Origin of the sequence: Plantactinospora sp. CA-294935, from assembly GCF_050936445.1 — a bacterium.
Classification (GTDB): Bacteria; Actinomycetota; Actinomycetes; order Mycobacteriales; family Micromonosporaceae; genus Plantactinospora.
Genome location: NZ_JBNJMU010000001.1, coordinates 947,221 through 962,849 on the forward strand (window position 1 = coordinate 947,221; position 15,629 = coordinate 962,849).

Annotated in this window: 16 protein-coding genes; 5 read left to right on the forward strand and 11 right to left on the reverse strand. The window is 70.9% G+C overall.

Features of this window, described 5'->3' with window-relative positions:
- Positions 1-32: 32 nt before the first annotated feature.
- The gene (locus ACQEVC_RS04185; RefSeq protein ID WP_432873536.1) at positions 33-962 is read right to left on the reverse strand and encodes an NAD-dependent epimerase/dehydratase family protein; all 930 of its coding nucleotides are present in this window, start codon (positions 960-962) and stop codon (positions 33-35) included.
- A gap of 211 nt (positions 963-1,173) precedes the next feature.
- Between ACQEVC_RS04185 and ACQEVC_RS04190 the strand changes: the two genes are divergently transcribed.
- Positions 1,174-1,932: a TetR/AcrR family transcriptional regulator gene (locus ACQEVC_RS04190; RefSeq protein ID WP_432873538.1), complete on the forward strand. Its 759-nt coding sequence runs from the start codon at positions 1,174-1,176 to the stop codon at positions 1,930-1,932.
- On the opposite strand, the gene ACQEVC_RS04195 is transcribed toward ACQEVC_RS04190, so the two are convergent.
- The 6 genes from ACQEVC_RS04195 to ACQEVC_RS04220 form a co-directional block, all read right to left on the reverse strand.
- Positions 1,911-2,879: an NAD(P)/FAD-dependent oxidoreductase gene (locus ACQEVC_RS04195; RefSeq protein WP_318397603.1), complete on the reverse strand. Its 969-nt coding sequence runs from the start codon at positions 2,877-2,879 to the stop codon at positions 1,911-1,913. The two genes, ACQEVC_RS04190 and ACQEVC_RS04195, sit on opposite strands and share 22 nt — an antisense overlap.
- A gap of 112 nt (positions 2,880-2,991) precedes the next feature.
- A complete protein-coding gene (locus tag ACQEVC_RS04200) occupies positions 2,992-3,636 on the reverse strand; it encodes a rhomboid family intramembrane serine protease (RefSeq protein ID WP_432891021.1) in 645 nt (214 codons plus the stop codon).
- A gap of 132 nt (positions 3,637-3,768) precedes the next feature.
- Positions 3,769-4,458, reverse strand: coding sequence for a lytic transglycosylase domain-containing protein (locus ACQEVC_RS04205; RefSeq protein WP_432873540.1), 690 nt, complete (start codon positions 4,456-4,458; stop codon positions 3,769-3,771).
- 307 nt (positions 4,459-4,765) lie between these two features.
- Positions 4,766-6,184 (reverse strand): PhoH family protein, encoded by a 1,419-nt coding sequence (locus ACQEVC_RS04210; RefSeq protein WP_318397606.1) that lies wholly within the window; start codon positions 6,182-6,184, stop codon positions 4,766-4,768.
- 363 nt (positions 6,185-6,547) lie between these two features.
- A complete protein-coding gene (locus ACQEVC_RS04215; RefSeq protein WP_412102828.1) occupies positions 6,548-6,880 on the reverse strand; it encodes a hypothetical protein in 333 nt (110 codons plus the stop codon).
- A 318-nt stretch (positions 6,881-7,198) separates the two neighbouring features.
- Complete coding sequence (locus ACQEVC_RS04220) at positions 7,199-7,558, reverse strand: hypothetical protein (RefSeq protein WP_318397607.1); 360 nt, start codon at positions 7,556-7,558, stop codon at positions 7,199-7,201.
- A gap of 264 nt (positions 7,559-7,822) precedes the next feature.
- Between ACQEVC_RS04220 and ACQEVC_RS04225 the strand changes: the two genes are divergently transcribed.
- The 3 genes from ACQEVC_RS04225 (at position 7,823) to otsB (ending at position 9,818) form a co-directional block, all read left to right on the forward strand.
- Positions 7,823-8,263: a helix-turn-helix domain-containing protein gene (locus tag ACQEVC_RS04225; protein ID WP_432873543.1), complete on the forward strand. Its 441-nt coding sequence runs from the start codon at positions 7,823-7,825 to the stop codon at positions 8,261-8,263.
- Between the two features lie 158 nt (positions 8,264-8,421).
- Positions 8,422-8,787 (forward strand): hypothetical protein, encoded by a 366-nt coding sequence (locus tag ACQEVC_RS04230; protein WP_318397609.1) that lies wholly within the window; start codon positions 8,422-8,424, stop codon positions 8,785-8,787.
- Positions 8,788-8,993: 206 nt separating this feature from the next.
- Positions 8,994-9,818, forward strand: coding sequence for a trehalose-phosphatase (otsB, locus tag ACQEVC_RS04235; RefSeq protein WP_432873545.1), 825 nt, complete (start codon positions 8,994-8,996; stop codon positions 9,816-9,818).
- Between the two features lie 58 nt (positions 9,819-9,876).
- Here the strand turns inward: otsB and ACQEVC_RS04240 are convergent, their stop codons facing one another.
- The 4 genes from ACQEVC_RS04240 to ACQEVC_RS04255 form a co-directional block, all read right to left on the reverse strand.
- Entirely contained in the window at positions 9,877-10,647 is a 771-nt protein-coding gene (locus ACQEVC_RS04240) for an isoprenyl transferase (protein WP_318397611.1), read from the reverse strand.
- Between the two features lie 17 nt (positions 10,648-10,664).
- Positions 10,665-11,813 (reverse strand): NAD(P)/FAD-dependent oxidoreductase, encoded by a 1,149-nt coding sequence (locus ACQEVC_RS04245; protein WP_432873547.1) that lies wholly within the window; start codon positions 11,811-11,813, stop codon positions 10,665-10,667.
- An 11-nt stretch (positions 11,814-11,824) separates the two neighbouring features.
- Complete coding sequence (locus ACQEVC_RS04250; RefSeq protein ID WP_432873549.1) at positions 11,825-12,709, reverse strand: hypothetical protein; 885 nt, start codon at positions 12,707-12,709, stop codon at positions 11,825-11,827.
- A gap of 77 nt (positions 12,710-12,786) precedes the next feature.
- Positions 12,787-14,658 (reverse strand): phosphoenolpyruvate carboxykinase (GTP), encoded by a 1,872-nt coding sequence (locus ACQEVC_RS04255; RefSeq protein WP_432873550.1) that lies wholly within the window; start codon positions 14,656-14,658, stop codon positions 12,787-12,789.
- A gap of 401 nt (positions 14,659-15,059) precedes the next feature.
- Between ACQEVC_RS04255 and ACQEVC_RS04260 the strand changes: the two genes are divergently transcribed.
- Complete coding sequence (locus ACQEVC_RS04260; protein WP_318397615.1) at positions 15,060-15,608, forward strand: GtrA family protein; 549 nt, start codon at positions 15,060-15,062, stop codon at positions 15,606-15,608.
- The last annotated feature ends 21 nt before the right edge of the window (positions 15,609-15,629 follow it).

Consider the following 15,629-nt stretch of genomic DNA (forward strand, 5'->3'; position numbering starts at 1 on the left):
CCCGGGCCGGGAGGCCGTCGGACCGGCCTGGATCAGCGGGACGCCGCCGGGGTGCGCCCGGCGGTCTCCCGCAGCGCGGCGTCCAGCCCGGTCGGCTCGATGCCGAACGTCGCGGTCGCCGCCGAGGAGTCCAGCACGAACGGCCGGCGGAACTGGTACGCCGTCTCCCGCAGCTCGCGGGCCGTCGGGTCGAAGAGCCCGCCGAGCCAGAGCACCGCGGGCGGCATCGAGGCCAGCCGCGGGGCCGGGGCACCGGCCAGCTCGGCAAGCCGGGCCGCCAGCGCCCGGACCGACACCGGCGGCTGACTGGGTACGTGCCAGGGCCGCCCCCAGGCCCGCTCGTCGTCGGCGGCGGCGACCAGGGTACGGGCCACGTCGCCGACGTACGTCCAACTGTGCGGGGCGTCCAGGTCGGCCGGCACGGAGGCCCGCTTCCCCGCCAGCACCTTCGGCACCACGAGGAGGGTGAACAGGGTCTGCGCGCCCGCGCCGAGGTAGTCGGAGCCGCGTACCTCGGTCACCCGGGCCCGCCCCGCCTGGTGCGCGGCCAGCGCGTCCTGCCACATCTTCGCCCGGACCTGTCCCTTCACGCCGTTCGGGCGCAGTGGCGCGCTCTCGGTGATCGGCCCGTCCACCGGGCCGTAGCCGTACAGGTTGCCGGTGGTCGCCAGCACCGCCCCGGTGCGCTCCGCCACGGCCAGCAGTGTGGCGGCGATCGGCGGCCAGTCGGTCGCCCAGCGGTGGTACGCCGGGTTGGCGCAGTTGTAGAGCGCCGCCGCGCCCTCAGTCAGCTCGGCCAGCCGCTCCAGGTCGGCCGCGTCGGCGCCGACCCGCTCGATCCCGGGATGCTCCGGCCCGGTGCCCCGGCGGCTGACCAGCCGCACCCGCTCGCCCCGGTCGGCGAGCAGCCGGGCAACTCCCCGGCCGACCGGACCGGCACCGACGATCACCTGGAGCGCCATCGTCCCCACCTTTCAGATCAACTCTCTGGACCGAGAGCACCGCTCTCTGTCTGCCTCCCCACTGTGCCTCCCGGCGAGGCCGGCGTCAAGAGCACCGCTCTGATTTCTGATCAGCGCTCACGTAAAGCACGGAATGCTCCACCGGGAATCGGCCGCTTCCTAGCTGGAGCAGGTGCTCTCGAAGTACGTCCGGGTGTGGCAGGGTGGCGGCATGTCCGCACCATCGATCCGGGCCCGGGTCCGCGCCGAGATGATCGAGGAGATCAAGGCGGTCGCCCGGCGGCACCTCGCGACCGAAGGCGGCAACCTCTCGCTCCGGGCCGTCGCCCGCGATCTCGGCATGGTCTCGTCGGCCATCTACCGGTACTTCCCGAGCCGGGACGCACTGCTCACCGTGCTGATCGTCGAGGCGTACCGGTCGCTCGGTGACGCGGCCGAGGCGGGTGACGCGGCAGCCGCTCGGCACGACCTGCGGGGGCGCTGGCTGGGCGTGAGTCACGCCGTACGGGCCTGGTCACTGGCGCATCCCGCCGAGTACGCGCTGCTGTACGGCAGCCCGGTACCCGGCTACGCCGCCCCGTCCGAGACCGTCGTCCCGGCCCAGCGGGTGGTCTTCGCGCTGGTCCAGATCATGGTCGACGGGGCCGCCGCCGGCCGGCTCGCCCCACCCGAAGGCACTCCCGTGCCGCCCCCGGTCCGCGTCGAGCTGACCCGACTGCTGGAGCCGCGCCCCGGCGCGCTCACCGAGGAGCAGCTCGCCCGCTGCATGGCCGCCTGGAGCCAACTCTTCGGCCTGGTCAGCTTCGAGGTGTTCGGCCGGTTCGCCCAGGGTGTGGTCGAGGATTGCGAGGCGTACTTCGACTACCAGATGCGGCTGATGGCCGACCTCGCCGGCCTGCCCGGCGAGCCGGGTCAACCAGACGAGCCGGGTCAACCAGACGAGCCGGGTCAGCCCGCGTCGGAGGAGTGACCGGGGAAGAGGTGCGCGGCCGGGTTGATCACCACGGCCGCGTTGTTCACCGCCGTCGCGGCCTCGCCGAAACCGGTCGCGATCAGCCGGACCTTGCCCGGATATTCGGTGATGTCACCGGCGGAGAAGACCCGGGACAGGTTCGTCACCATGGTGCTGTCGACCAGGATGTGCCGCTTGTCGAGCGCCAACCCCCACTCGGTGAGCGGGCCGAGATCGGCGGTGAAGCCCAGCGCGGCGACCACGGTGTCGACCGGGATCGTCTCGGTCCCGCCGCCCTTGACCGCGATGTCCGCCCCGGTCACCGCGCCCTCGCCGTGCAGCGTCGTCACCTCGGCGTTGACCACGATGCGTACCGGCAGTTCGCGTACCCGGTCGACGGTGGCGGCGTGGGCCCGGAACTTCTCCCGACGGTGCACCAGGGTGACCGACCGGGCCAGGGGTTGCAGCGCCAGCGCCCAGTCGAACGCCGAGTCGCCGCCGCCGACGATCAGCACGTCCTGCCCGGCGAGGTCGGCCAGGTGCGGTACGAAGAAGACGATGCCGCTGCCGACGAAGTTCTCGGCGGCGGGCAGCGGGCGGGGGGTGAAGCTGCCCAGCCCGGCGGTGACGATGATCGCGCCGCAGTGCAGGATGTCGCCGTTGGCCAGGCTGAGCACCGGCTTGCCGTCCAGATACGACAACTTCTCCGCGCGTACCCCGAGCAGGTATTCGGGGTTGAACGACGCGGCCTGGGTGACCAGGTTGGCGACCAGGTCGCGGCCCTTGATCGACGGGAACCCGGCGACGTCGTAGATGACCTTCTCCGGGTACATGGCGGTGACCTGTCCGCCCGGCTCGGGCAGCACGTCGATGACCGCGACCGACAGTCCCCGGAACCCGGCGTAGTAGGCGGCGAAGAGCCCGGTGGGGCCGGCCCCGATTATCGCGACATCGACCTCACGCATGTGCTCACCGTCGCTCTCCGACCACGGACTGATCAACAGCTGTGCTGATCCGACCGTAGGCGGACAACAGGCATCGAAGCAATAGCCGTCCCACCGGCGGGTGTACGCCAGGTCAGGGCAGGGTCATCGTGGACTCCGACCGGTACGGGTCGTCGTCGCGGGGCCGGCGTCGCCGGAAGATCACCGCGGCCACCAGCCCGCCGAGCAGCCCGAAGAGGTGCCCCTGCCAGGAGATCGGTTCGTCGGTGGGTAGCACCCCGAGCAGTTGCCAGCCGTAGAGCAGCCCGACCAGCAGCACGACCGCGAAATTCCACCAGCTCCGTTCCACGATCCCGCGCATGAAGAGCAGGCCGAGGTAGCCGAAGACCACCCCGCTGGCACCGACCACGATCGACTGGGGCGATCCGGTGATCCACACACCGACCCCGCTGACGAACATGATCAGGAGCGTGGAGTAGAGGAACCGCCGCGCCCCGGTGGCGAGCACGAAGGTGCCGAGCAGGATCAACGGGATGCTGTTGCTGTAGAGGTGGTCGAAGCCGTGGTGCAGGAACGGCCCGAAGAAGATGCCGTCGAGCCCGGCGACGCTCCGGGGCATGATCCCGGCGGTGGTGTCGAATCCGGCGTTCAGCCAGACGTCGAGCGCCTCGATCACGAAGAGCACCGGTACCACGGCGCACATCGCGACGAAGGCCCGGCCGAGCGCCGCGTAGAAGGCTTCGGTGCCGAACCGGTTGGGATCGTTGGCACGGGACATCGGGTCGAACGTCACCCTCACGTTGCTATCAGCTTCCCGGGCCAACCGCCACCGGAGCCCGTCGACAGGATCGCACCCGACGAAAAGAGCGGGGGCTCGGACCATCCGATCCGGCCCCCGCTCTCCGGGTCATCAGTAGAAGCCCTCGTCCTGGAAGAAACCCCAGGCGCCGCAGGGCGTGTCGTACCGGCCCTTGACGTAACCCAGCCCCCACTTGATCTGCGTCGCCGGGCTGGTCCGCCAGTCGCTGCCGACCGAGCCCATCTTGCTGCCCGGCAGCGCCTGCGGGATGCCGTACGCCCCGGAGGACCTGTTCTCGGCCTTGTGGTTCCAGCCACTCTCGTGGTCCCAGAGCTTGTCCAGGCAGGGAAACTCGGAGAGCTTGAAACCCGCGTCGAGCATCAGGGCACAGCCGATCTTGCGGTTACCGCTGTATTCGTTGCACGAGTCGGGGATCGGCCCGGTGTACGGCTTGGTGGCGCCCTCCGCCTCCTCCTTCTCCTGCTTCTCGCGTTCGCGCTTACGGCTCGCGGCCTGCTCGGCCTTCCTGGCCCGCTCGGCCGCCGCCCTGGCGACCTCGGCCGCCTTGCGGGCGGCCTCCGCCTCGGCTGCCCGCTGCGCGGAGGTGGCGCGGATGTGCGCCGCGTGCCGCTCGCGGAGCAGGTCCCACTCCGCCTGCTGCGCGTCGAACGCCGACTCGGCCTCGATGCTGTGTTGCTGCGCTTCCCGGTCCTCGCCGAGGTAGTAACCACCGCCGACGCCCCCCAGGAGCAGAGCGACGGCGACTCCCCGGACACCGAACCGGCTCCACAGCCGACTCACAAAGTGGTCCTCTCGTCGGGGGCAAGGACGCGGCGCGCCGGAGGCGGGAACGCCCGCCGGTCACGCCGCGAGCGCCCCGACCCGGTGGGCCGCGACCCCGACCGACCGCTGCCCGTCGGTGCCTCCGCCCCGCGAGGAGAACTGATCTCCAGCTATGCCCCTGGGACGTGGGCGCTCGAAGGACACGATTGCGCAAGGTGAGGCGGTTGGGAAACGAGAGGCAAAATTTGTGAACTGGGTCACGCCACATATCGGCACAAAGTGGGACAAATGACGCCGCCAAGTCGTTCGCCGGAGCGCTCATCCGCTACAACGGGATGTCCTCCAGCAGATCCGTGACCACCTCGGCGATCGGGGACCGTTCGGACCGGGTCAGGGTGACGTGGGCGAAGATCGGGTGTCCCTTCAGCGCCTCGATCACCGCCGTCACACCGTCGTGCCGGCCGACCCGCAGGTTGTCCCGCTGGGCGACGTCGTGGGTGAGCACCACCCGGGAGCCCTGCCCCACCCGGGACAGCACGGTGAGCAGCACCCCGCGTTCCAGCGACTGGGCCTCGTCGACGATGACGAAGGCGTCGTGCAGGCTCCGCCCCCGGATGTGGGTCAGCGGCAGGACCTCCAGCATCCCCCGGGCCAGTACCTCTTCCATCACGTTCTCGTGCACCACCGCGCCGAGGGTGTCGAAGACCGCCTGCGCCCAGGGCGACATCTTCTCCGCCTCCGAGCCGGGCAGGTAGCCGAGTTCCTGGCCGCCGACGGCGTACAGCGGGCGGAAGACGATGACCTTCTTGTGCCGGCGCCGCTCCATCACCGCCTCCAGACCGGCGCAGAGCGCCAGCGCGGACTTGCCGGTGCCGGCCCGTCCGCCGAGCGAGACGATGCCGATCGACTCGTCCAGCAGCAGATCGAGCGCGACCCGCTGCTCGGCCGAGCGGCCGCGCAGACCGAACGCCTCCCGGTCACCGCGGACCAGGCGTACGGTCTTGTCCGGCAACACCCGCCCCAGCGCGGAGCCGCGTGGCGAGTGCAGCACCAGGCCGGTGTGCGTGGGCAGCCCGGCGGCGGTGTCCAGGTCCAGCGCCGCGCCGTCGTAGAGCTGGTTGACCTGCTCCTCGCCCAACTCCAGCTCGGCCATCCCGGTCCAGGTCGGGTCGCTGGCCTGGCCGTGCCGGTACTCGTCGGCGGTCAGCCCCACCGACGCCGCCTTGACCCGCAGCGGCATGTCCTTGCTGACCAGCGTGACCGCCCGGCCCTCGGCGGCCAGGTTGAGCGCGACCGACAGGATCCGGGTGTCGTTGGACTCGGTACGGAACCCCGGCGGCAGTACGCCGTCGTCGGCATGGTTCAGCTCCACCCGCAGCGTCCCGCCCGCGTCGTTCGCCGGTACCGGCTGGTCCAGCCGGCCGTGCTTGACCCGCAGCTCGTCGAGCATCCGCAGCGACTGGCGGGCGAACCAGCCCAGTTCCGGATGGTGGCGCTTCCCCTCCAGCTCCGAGATCACCACGAGTGGCACCACCACCTCGTGCTCGGCGAACCGGTGGAAGGCGCCGGGGTCGGAGAGCAGCACCGAGGTGTCCAGGACGTACGCCCGGCGTTCTGGTGCGGGCTCCGCACTGGCGGCCGGCTCGGACGTCCGGGTGCGGCGTCCGCTCCTGGCTCGCCCCGGGGTCTTGGTGGCGGCCGGGTTCTGATCGTCGGCCCGAGGGGTGGTACGGCGATTCGTCACAGGCCTGCTCCGGCGGGTGTGCACCCGTCCACCCGCGTTCCGCCTCGTCCGGTGCCCGGAGACACGGGGTCGGATGCGGGCCCCGTGGCACGTGCAGTCGCAGAGTCCGGGCCGGCCGGCTGGCCCGGGACGACCCCGTGCCATGCGTAGACGCTAACCGGGAGATGCCAGCTTGGGCTAGGGCGCACAACTGTGCGACTTCGCACGACGCCGGGCGGCGGACCGGCCGGGATGCATGCCCCCTGCGCGCATCCCGGCCGGTGGGATCACCGTCACCGGTCTGACGTGATCCCGACGGTGCGGGTCCTCACGGACCGGCGCACCGTGCTCGCGGGTGACCGCTCACCCCAACCGCGCCGCCGGTCAGGCGTTCCTGACGGCGAGTGCGTCGGTGGAGTGCCGTCCGCCGTTGGTCGCGGTCCCCGCGAAAGAGGCGCCCGTATACGTCGTTCCCTGACCTACGACGGTGTGGGCGATGTGCGGTGTGCTGGGTGATGGCACCGCCAACACCGAGGCGATGGCCGCCTGCGCCTCTCTACGCCGACGGTTCCAGGCCCCCCGGTCCCCGTCGAAATATCCCTGGCGGTAACCGAACCGGTAACCGAGCCGGTAGCTGAGCTGGCCGTGCAGCCGTCCGGCCGCATAGCTGGCCGAGACGAGCAGAAGCAGGCCGAAAACCATGAAGAACGGACTCACCGCGTCTCCTCGCACCGCTCGCCGACGCCACGTCGCCCGCCGACGCCGCGAGTTCGAGACCTGAGCCGACTGATTCGCTCGCTCCGCCCACTCATGCCGGCACTCCGCTGCGCTCCGTGCCGTCATGAGACACATACGCACTGAGCCGACTGATTCGCTCGCTCCGCTCGCTCATGCCGCCGCCCGGCTCGGCCGGTCGACGCCGGAAGTCCGGGGCCTGAGCCGGCCGATTCGCTCGTAACTCTCGCTCACGCAATCTCCTCGCTCCGCTCGTCGCTGTCCTGGGTTCCACACCCGGCCGATCGGTCGTCGGCCGGGTCACTTCTCCTCCGGGTCGAAGGAGGTCGGGTCGAAGGAGGTGGGATCGGTGATGAGCAGCCGGTCGAGATCTTCGGTGCTCACCTCCTCGACCAGTTCGACACTGATCCGGCAGCCGTCCAGCACGACCTCGGCGACCGAGGCCCGCCGGATCTCGCCGCCGGCGTCGTACACCCGGACGCTCAACTCCGGACAGCCGAGGTGGGTCCGCCAGGAGTTCCACTCCGCACGGTCGCCGACGTTGAGCGACAGGTAGCGGCAGCCGCGGGCCAGGTAGAGCCGCCACGGCGCACTGAGACCGGCGGCGACGCCGTCGGCGATCAGACCGAATGCCTGGGCCCGGGTTGCTAGTTCGGTCACCGGACTCCTCCAGTCGCGGGGGTGTCACCCTCGCGAGCACGAAACGTCTCATGCACGAGACAAACGGTAGGGCGTATCGTACGCGTGACAGTATCAGCTTTTCGTCTGATTACCCCCACACCTACGTACACCTATTGTTGCCACGTGATACCCCTCAGCACAAGCAAGAGCGCCGCGCGCCGGAAAAGTGAGCCGTTGTCACGCACGCAGTACAGGCTGGCCGCAGTCCCCCCGGAACCGGGCACCTGGCCGTACCGTCACCGGGTGCCGGACCGCGCCCACGGACGGAAAATCGCGTTCGCTGCCTTCGTACGCAAGGCACTCGACGACGCCCGCACCACCCGCGCCTGGACCGGCACGGAGGTCTCCCGGCGTACCGGCGTGTCCCGTCAGACCATCAACCGCTGGGTGCGTGGCGAGTGGGCCAGCGACCCCGAGGCCGCCCGGGTGGTCGCGTTCTGCGAGGGCTTGGGGCTGGATCCGAGTGTCGCGTTCGGAGTCCTCGGCTGGGACCGGGCCACCCCGTCCCGGCCGGCGCCGAGCGCCCCGCCGATGGATCCGGACGTCGAGGCGCTGCTACGCCGACTGGTCGACCCTAACGTCTCGGACGCGGAGAAGTTCCACATTCGAGAGACCATCCGCTATCTGGCATATCGTCCGCCTCTGCGGCTGGACGTCCGAAAAGGCCGAAAGCAAGCCGGGTAGTTACTCAGATGGCGCAACTTCGCGCATGAGTCCCATCCAATCAGCTCCAGGAATCAATCAGTCGCGCTAACGTCCCTGCGTACTGCTTGGGCTCGTCGTCGGCGGGGGGACGGGACAAGGCCGAATTCAGCCCTGCGGGACAGAAGGAGGGGTCAGCCATGACCCTGAAGTGGATGGCTGTCGTTGTCGCGGCGGTGTCCCTGACCTTGTGCGTGACCGCGAACGTCGTGGTCGGGACGGTGCGCGGCGGCGACCCGGTGCCGTTCCTCGTGAACGTGCTCGCCATCACCGCCACCGGTACCGCCATCGTCCTGGCCGTCGTCGCCGATCTCCACGAACGGCTCAATGCCCGAATTACCGCACTCACCGAGTTCCTGATCGCCCGACTGAACGAGCTCGACCGCAACACCGGAGACCACAACACCGGTTTCGTCGAGGGCTACCTGCTGAGCCGCAACCAGGACTCGGTGGTGCCGATCGGGCCCCGACTGCACGGCCGCCGGGCGATGCTCGGCGACGACTGAGCTTTCCACCTCCGAGCCGACCACGGCGACAAGGGGAGATCGCCGTCAGCAGCTCCGCCGGCCGGTTGCCGTGCCAGCCGCCCGGCAGGCACCCACCCGTACCACCGGCGGGTCGCCACCGCGACGATCGAGGTTGCCGCCTCGACGAGTGAGACGTTTTCGCTTCGACGTCTGCGGCGGCAACCCGCCGGGGTACGCTGACGCCCGTGCGGCCGATCAACACGGGGGGCGAGCCCCCGACCCGTCCACTGACTGCCGAGCAGGCATGGCGGGCGACCGCCGAGCGGGCCGGGCGTTGTGTCCTGTTCTTCGACTTCGACGGCACACTCGCCCCGGTCCGGGACGATCCGACGACCGTCGAGCCGGCCCCCAAGGCGCTGGCCGCGATCACCGCGCTCACCGAGGTGGTGCAGCGGGTGGCCATCGTCTCGGCCCGACCGGTGGAGTTCCTCCGCGACCGGTTCGCCGGCGCGCCCGGCGTGGACCTCTACGGCCTCTACGGGCTGGAGCACCTGCACGCCTCGGGCGAGACCATCACCGAGGAGGCCGCGCTGCCGTTCGTACCCACCATGGCCGAACTCGCCGACCACGCCCGGGCGGAGCTGCCCGCGGGCACGCTGGTGGAATACAAGCGGCTCTCGGTCGCCCTGCACTACCGCACCGCCCCGCACCTGGCCGAGCAGGTCGAACGGTGGGGTCGGGACCAGGCCGACCGGCTGGGCCTGCGGGTGCAGGTCGGCCGGATGGTGCTGGAACTCAAACCGCCCGTCGACCGGGACAAGGGGATGGTGATCGACGAGGCGGTCCGGGACGCCGGCTGCGCCTGGTATTTCGGTGACGACGTCTCGGACATCAAGGCGTTCGCCGCCCTGCGCGCCCGCGAGGCGGTCGATCCGGACTTCTTCGGCGTCTGCGTCGCGGTGGCCAACCCGGAGACCGGCGACGAGGTCTCCACCGCCGCCGACCTGAACATCGAGTCCCCGGAGGCCCTCGGCGACTTCCTCACCGAGGCCCTGCACCGGCTGACCTGACCGGCGCCGCGCCAGGCGGCCGGCACGGCACGGCACGCCGGTCCCCCCGGTGGGCTGGCTAGGCGCCGTACCGGCGTTGGCGGTTGGCGTACGACCGCAGGGCACGCAGGAAGTCGACGCGCCGGAAATCCGGCCAGTTCAGCTCGCAGAAGTAGAACTCGGAGTGCGCCGACTGCCAGAGCAGGAACCCGGAGAGCCGCTGCTCGCCACTGGTCCGGATGACCAGGTCGGGATCGGGCTGCCCCCGGGTGTACAGGTGCTCCGCGATGTGGTCCACGTCGAGCACCTCGGCGAGTTCCTCGATGGTGCCGCCGGACGCCGCGTGCTCGTAGAGCAGGGACCGGACCGCGTCGGCGATCTCCCGCCGGCCGCCGTAGCCGACCGCGATGTTGACCTGCGCCCCGCCGACCCGGTCCTGGGTGCGCTCCTGCGCCGACTTGAGCGTGATGGCGGTCTGCGCCGGTAGTAGGTCGAGCGCGCCGACCATCCGCAGCCGCCAGGGATTGCCCTCCTCGGCCAGCTCGACCACCAGGTCCTCGATGATCTGCACCAGCGGATCCAGCTCGCTGGCCGGCCGACGCAGGTTGTCGGTGGCCAGCAGATAGAGCGTGACGTGCCCGATTCCGGCCTGGTCGCACCAGCCCAGCACGTCTTTGATCTTGGCTGCGCCGACCCGGTGCCCGTCGTTGGGGTCGACATACCCCATCTCCCTGGCCCAGCGCCGATTGCCGTCGCACATCACCCCGACGTGCTTCGGCACGGGTTTGCCGGCGAGCTTTGCCGTCAGACGTCGCTCATACACCGAGTAGATCAGGTCGCGCAGACTCATCCCTTGCAGCGTACCGATCAGAGTCGACTACGGAAGTGCCGGCCGGCCGAGCCGGCCACCGCGCCGGCGACCCTGGTCAATGTCCGGGCGTCCAGCCGGCCGTCGCCCAGGCCCAGTTCGACCAGGGTCCGGAAGACCCGGGCGTCCCGCTCGGCGGCCCGGACCACCCCGTCCACCACCGGCGCCCGGCGGGCCAGCCAGGCCACCGCCGAACTGTCCCGCAGGTGAGCGCCGAGCCGGGCCCGCAGCGCGGCGGCGTACCGGTCGGCGGCGGCGTGCGGGGCCGTGGCGGCGGCCGCCCCGGCCAGCGCCCCGGAGAGGACCGCGTAGAAGATCCCCTCGCCGGTGAACGGGTTGACCAGCGACAACGCGTCCCCGGCCAGCACGATCCGGCCCCGGCCCGGCGCCGGCCGGCGGGTGGAGAGCGGCAGGTGGTGCGCCCGCAGCTCGGTGACGGCCGCCGGGTCGATCTCGGGAAGCAGCGCGGCCAACCGCTCCAGCAGCTCGGTCCGGCGCAGCGGGCGGCCGGCCAGCACCTCGCCGTACCCGACGTTCGCCCGCCCGTCACCGATCGGGAACGACCAGGCGTAGCCGGGCCAGTGCGCCGCCGAGGTGACGATCCGCTGCTCGGCCGGGCCGGCGGCGTCCGGGGCGTACCCCCGGATGGCCAGCGCCAGGTGGCCGTCGGGATTGGCGCCGTGCCCCAGCGCCCGCCGGACCACCGAGCCGGCGCCGTCGGCACCGACCACGGCACGGGCGGCCACCGTACCGTCGAGCACCACCAGGCCGTCGGAGCGCTCGATCCGCCGCACCGCGTGCCGGCGCAGCTCCGCGCCGGCCGAGCGCGCCGCCGCCACCAGCCGGGCGTCGAAGACCCGGCGCGGCACCGTGTACGCCGGCCGCGGCAGCCGCCGCGCTACGTTCCCGCCACCGGGCGCCACCAGGCGCAGCGCCGGCACCGGCCGGTAACCGGACACCGGCTCGGAAACCCCCAGTTCGGCGAGTACGTCGAGCGCGTGCGCGGCGATCCCGTCTCCGCATGCCTTGTCCCGGGGAAAGTCGGCCCGGTCCAGCAGCAGTACCCGCGCTCCCGCCCGGCGGGCCGCCAGCGCGGCGCTGGCCCCGGCCGGACCGGCACCCACCACCACGACGTCGACGGTCTCCACGGCCGGTCACCTCAGCCGGGTCGGGCGGCGGCGACCCGGGCCGGGGGTTCCGACCGGGCGGCCCGGGCGGCCCGGCACAGCGCGTAGAGGGTCAGCCCGGCGGCCACCACCAGCGGCACACCGTCCCGGACCAGGCCGTCGACCCCGAGCAGCAGCCAGCAGAACGCCAGGTCGACCGCGACCACCAGCACGCTGATCAGCACCAGCAGCCCGCCGGCCCAGGTCTTGCCCCGCAGCAGGAAGAAGGTGCTGAACAGCACCGCGTAGCTGACCCCGATGCCGATGCCGAACCACAGCACCACGGTAGGCACCGCGAGCAGCCGGCCGTCGAGAATCGTGCCGATTGCCACCAGGCAGGGCACCAGGGTCAACGGCCCGTACGTGAAGGCGGCGACCCGGGCGGTGAGCAGCCAGCCGGCGACCGGCGGCCGACGCGGGGCGACCTCCCGCCAGGAGATGCCGCGCCGGTCGACGACCAGCCGGCTCGGGTGCCGGACCAGGTATTCCTGCAACGGTGGCGACCGGTAGAGCAGCCAGACGACGGCGGCGCAGAGTACGGCCAGCACGGCGAAGCCGAGCACTCCGGGCAGCGCCGGTACGCCGGCCCGGGGCAGGATCAGCCGGCCGACCGCGAAGACCGTGGTCACCGCGAGGATCAGCCCGAGCGGGCGGGCACCGGCCCGGCCCCGCCGGACGTGCCGGATCAGGATCAGGAACCCGAGGGTGCGCAGCAGCGCCCAGCCGCTGCGTACCGCCAGCCCGAAGCCGCGGTCGGCGGCGTACCACCAGTTGAGCACGTCGACCGCGACGGTGGCCGCCGCGGTCGCGGCGAGCAGCCAGGTCAGCGCGCGGACGGCGGACGGCCGCCGGACCTCGGTCGCGGCGGCCGTCGTCATGCCGTCGATGATGCCCGACCCGGACCACCCGCACACCCGCCCGGGCGTGTCCCGGACCGGCCGCCCGGGCCTTGTCCCTAGCGGGCCGAGCGCTGCTGGTCGGCGCCGACCCGGACCGCCTCGTCGTCGAGCCGGGCCCGCAGCGCGTCCAGTTCGGCCCAGAGCACGCCCGGCAGCTTGTCACCGAACTTCTCGAACCACTCGGTGACCATCGGCAGTTCGTCGCGCCACTCCTCGACGTCGACCCGGGTGGCGATGCGGAGGTCCTCCGGGCTCATGTCGAGCCCGTCGACGTCGAGCGCGCCCGGTGCCGGTACGAAGCCGATCGGCGTCTCGACCGCCTCGGCCCGGCCCTCCAGGCGCTCGACGATCCACTTGAGCACCCGGGAGTTCTCGCCGAAGCCGGGCCAGATGAAGTCGCCGTCGGCGTTCTTCCGGAACCAGTTGACGTAGTAGATCTTCGGCAGCTTCGACTCGTCGCCGTCGGTGCCCTTGCCCATCTCGATCCAGTGCCGGAAGTAGTCCCCGCCGTGGTAGCCGATGAACGGCAGCATCGCCATCGGGTCCCGCCGGACCACGCCGACCTCGCCGGAGGCGGCGGCGGTGGTCTCCGAGGAGAGCGTCGCTCCCATGTAGACGCCGTGCACCCAGTCCCGGGCCTCGGTGATCAGCGGAATGGTGTCCTTGCGCCGCCCACCGAACAGGATCGCGTCGATCGGTACGCCGTTCGGGTCGTTGAACTCGTCGGCCACGATCGGGCACTGGAGCAGCGGGGTGCAGAACCGGCTGTTGGCGTGCGAGGAGAGTTCGCCGCTCTCCGGCGTCCAGTCCCGACCCTTCCAGTCGATGAGGTGGGCCGGCGGTTCGCTCATCCCCTCCCACCAGATGTCGCCGTCGTCGGTCAGTCCGACGTTGGTGAAGATGGAGTTCCCCAGGTCGATGGTGCGCATCGCGTTGGCGTTGGTCTTCCAGCCGGTGCCGGGCGCGACGCCGAAGAGCCCGTACTCGGGGTTGACCGCGTAGAGTCGGCCGTCGGGGCCGAACTTCATCCAGGCGATGTCGTCGCCGATGGTCTCGACCTTCCAGCCCGGAATGGTCGGTTCCAGCATGGCGAGGTTGGTCTTGCCGCAGGCGGACGGGAAGGCGCCGGCGATGTAGTGCACCGACCCCTCCGGCGAGGTCAGCTTCATGATGAGCATGTGCTCGGCGAGCCAGCCCTCGTCCCGGGCCATCACGCTGGCGATCCGCAGCGAGTAGCACTTCTTGCCGAGCAGCGAGTTGCCGCCGTAGCCGGAGCCGAAGGACCAGATCTCCCGGGTCTCCGGGAAGTGCGAGATGTACTTGGTGTCGTTGCACGGCCACGCGACGTCCGGCTGGCCCGGCTCCAGCGGCGCGCCGATCGAGTGCAGCGCGTGCACGAAGTCGGCGTTCTCCCCCATTCCGGCCAGTACCTTCGTGCCCATCCGGGTCATGATGCGCATGGACGCGACGACGTACGGACTATCGGTGATCTCGACGCCGAACATCGGCTGTTCCGCCTCGAGCGGGCCCATGCAGAACGGAATGACGTACATGGTCCGACCGCGCATCGAACCCCGGTAGAGGTCGGTCATCAGGCGCTTCATCTCGGCCGGGGCCATCCAGTTGTTGGTGGGTCCGGCATCGGCCTCGTCGACCGAGCAGATGAAGGTACGGTCCTCGGCCCGGGCCACATCGGAGGGATCGGTACGCCCCCAGAACGAGTTCGGCTTGCGGGCCGGATCGAGGCGCACGAGCGTGCCGGCGTCGACCAGTTCGTCGGTGAGGCGCTGCCATTCCTCGTCCGAGCCGTCCACCCAGACGACCTGGTCCGGGCTGGTGAGTTCGGCTACCTCTTTGACCCAGGCGAGTAGTTTCGGATGGCTTGTCGGAGCTTGATCGAGACCCCGGATAGTAGCCGGAGCGGCCATGACAGTTCTCCTTTGGTCGACGCTGACCGATTGCCGCGCGCGCGGTGCCGACGGGGCGGCGACCGCGTCGCCTTGTGAAAGCCTGGGATTTCCGTCAGCGTAAACCGAGCCGGCGTTCGGGGCAGCGAGACTGGTTGTGAAGAACTGCACAAGATGCGGGCGGGCTGCCGTAAGGCGATTCTTTCCTCGCTCCCACGCGCAGTTTCACGCAAATCCTTCAGGGCAACAGCATTGCGTCACGGCGTCCTCACAGCAGTCATTGACGCCAGGTGACCCGGATGTCACACCAGACACTCCTTCCGCGAAACGGTCCGGCCACCGCCAGGCGTCCGCCGCGGTCCGGTCCCGCGAGTCGCCCGTTGCGGGGCGTGGGGACGACCGGCAACCGGTACGCTCAAGCCGTGTCTTCGACCGCCACCGGCGAACAGCCCTCACCGCCGGGCGCCCGCCGCGGTTTGATTCGGACCCTTCTGGACCGGTTCGGTCATCTCATTCATGAGCTGGGCAAGTTCGGCACGGTCGGTGCGGTGGCCTTCGCGGTCGACTTCGTGCTGTTCAACTACGCCAACGCGAGCCTCGGCTGGGAGACCCTCACCGCGAAGACGTTCTCCACGGTCATCGCCGCCACCGTCGCCTTCGTCGGCAACCGGTTCTGGACCTGGCGACACCGGGAACGCTCCGGCATGGCCCGGGAGTACTCGCTCTACTTCTTCTTCAACGCCGTCGGCCTGGGCATCGGCCTCGCCTGCCTGGCCATCAGCCACTACGGGCTGGGCAGCATCTGGCCGGGCGTGTTCAAGTCGCTGATCGCCGACAACATCGCGGCCAACTTCATCGGCGCCGCGCTGGGCACCTTCTTCCGGTTCTGGTCGTACCGCCGGTTCGTCTTCGTCGGCCCGGCGGCCTCCGACGCACCAGAAGTGATCACACAGAGTCACAAGAGGCAGTGACCGGCGACCCACCTCGCCCCG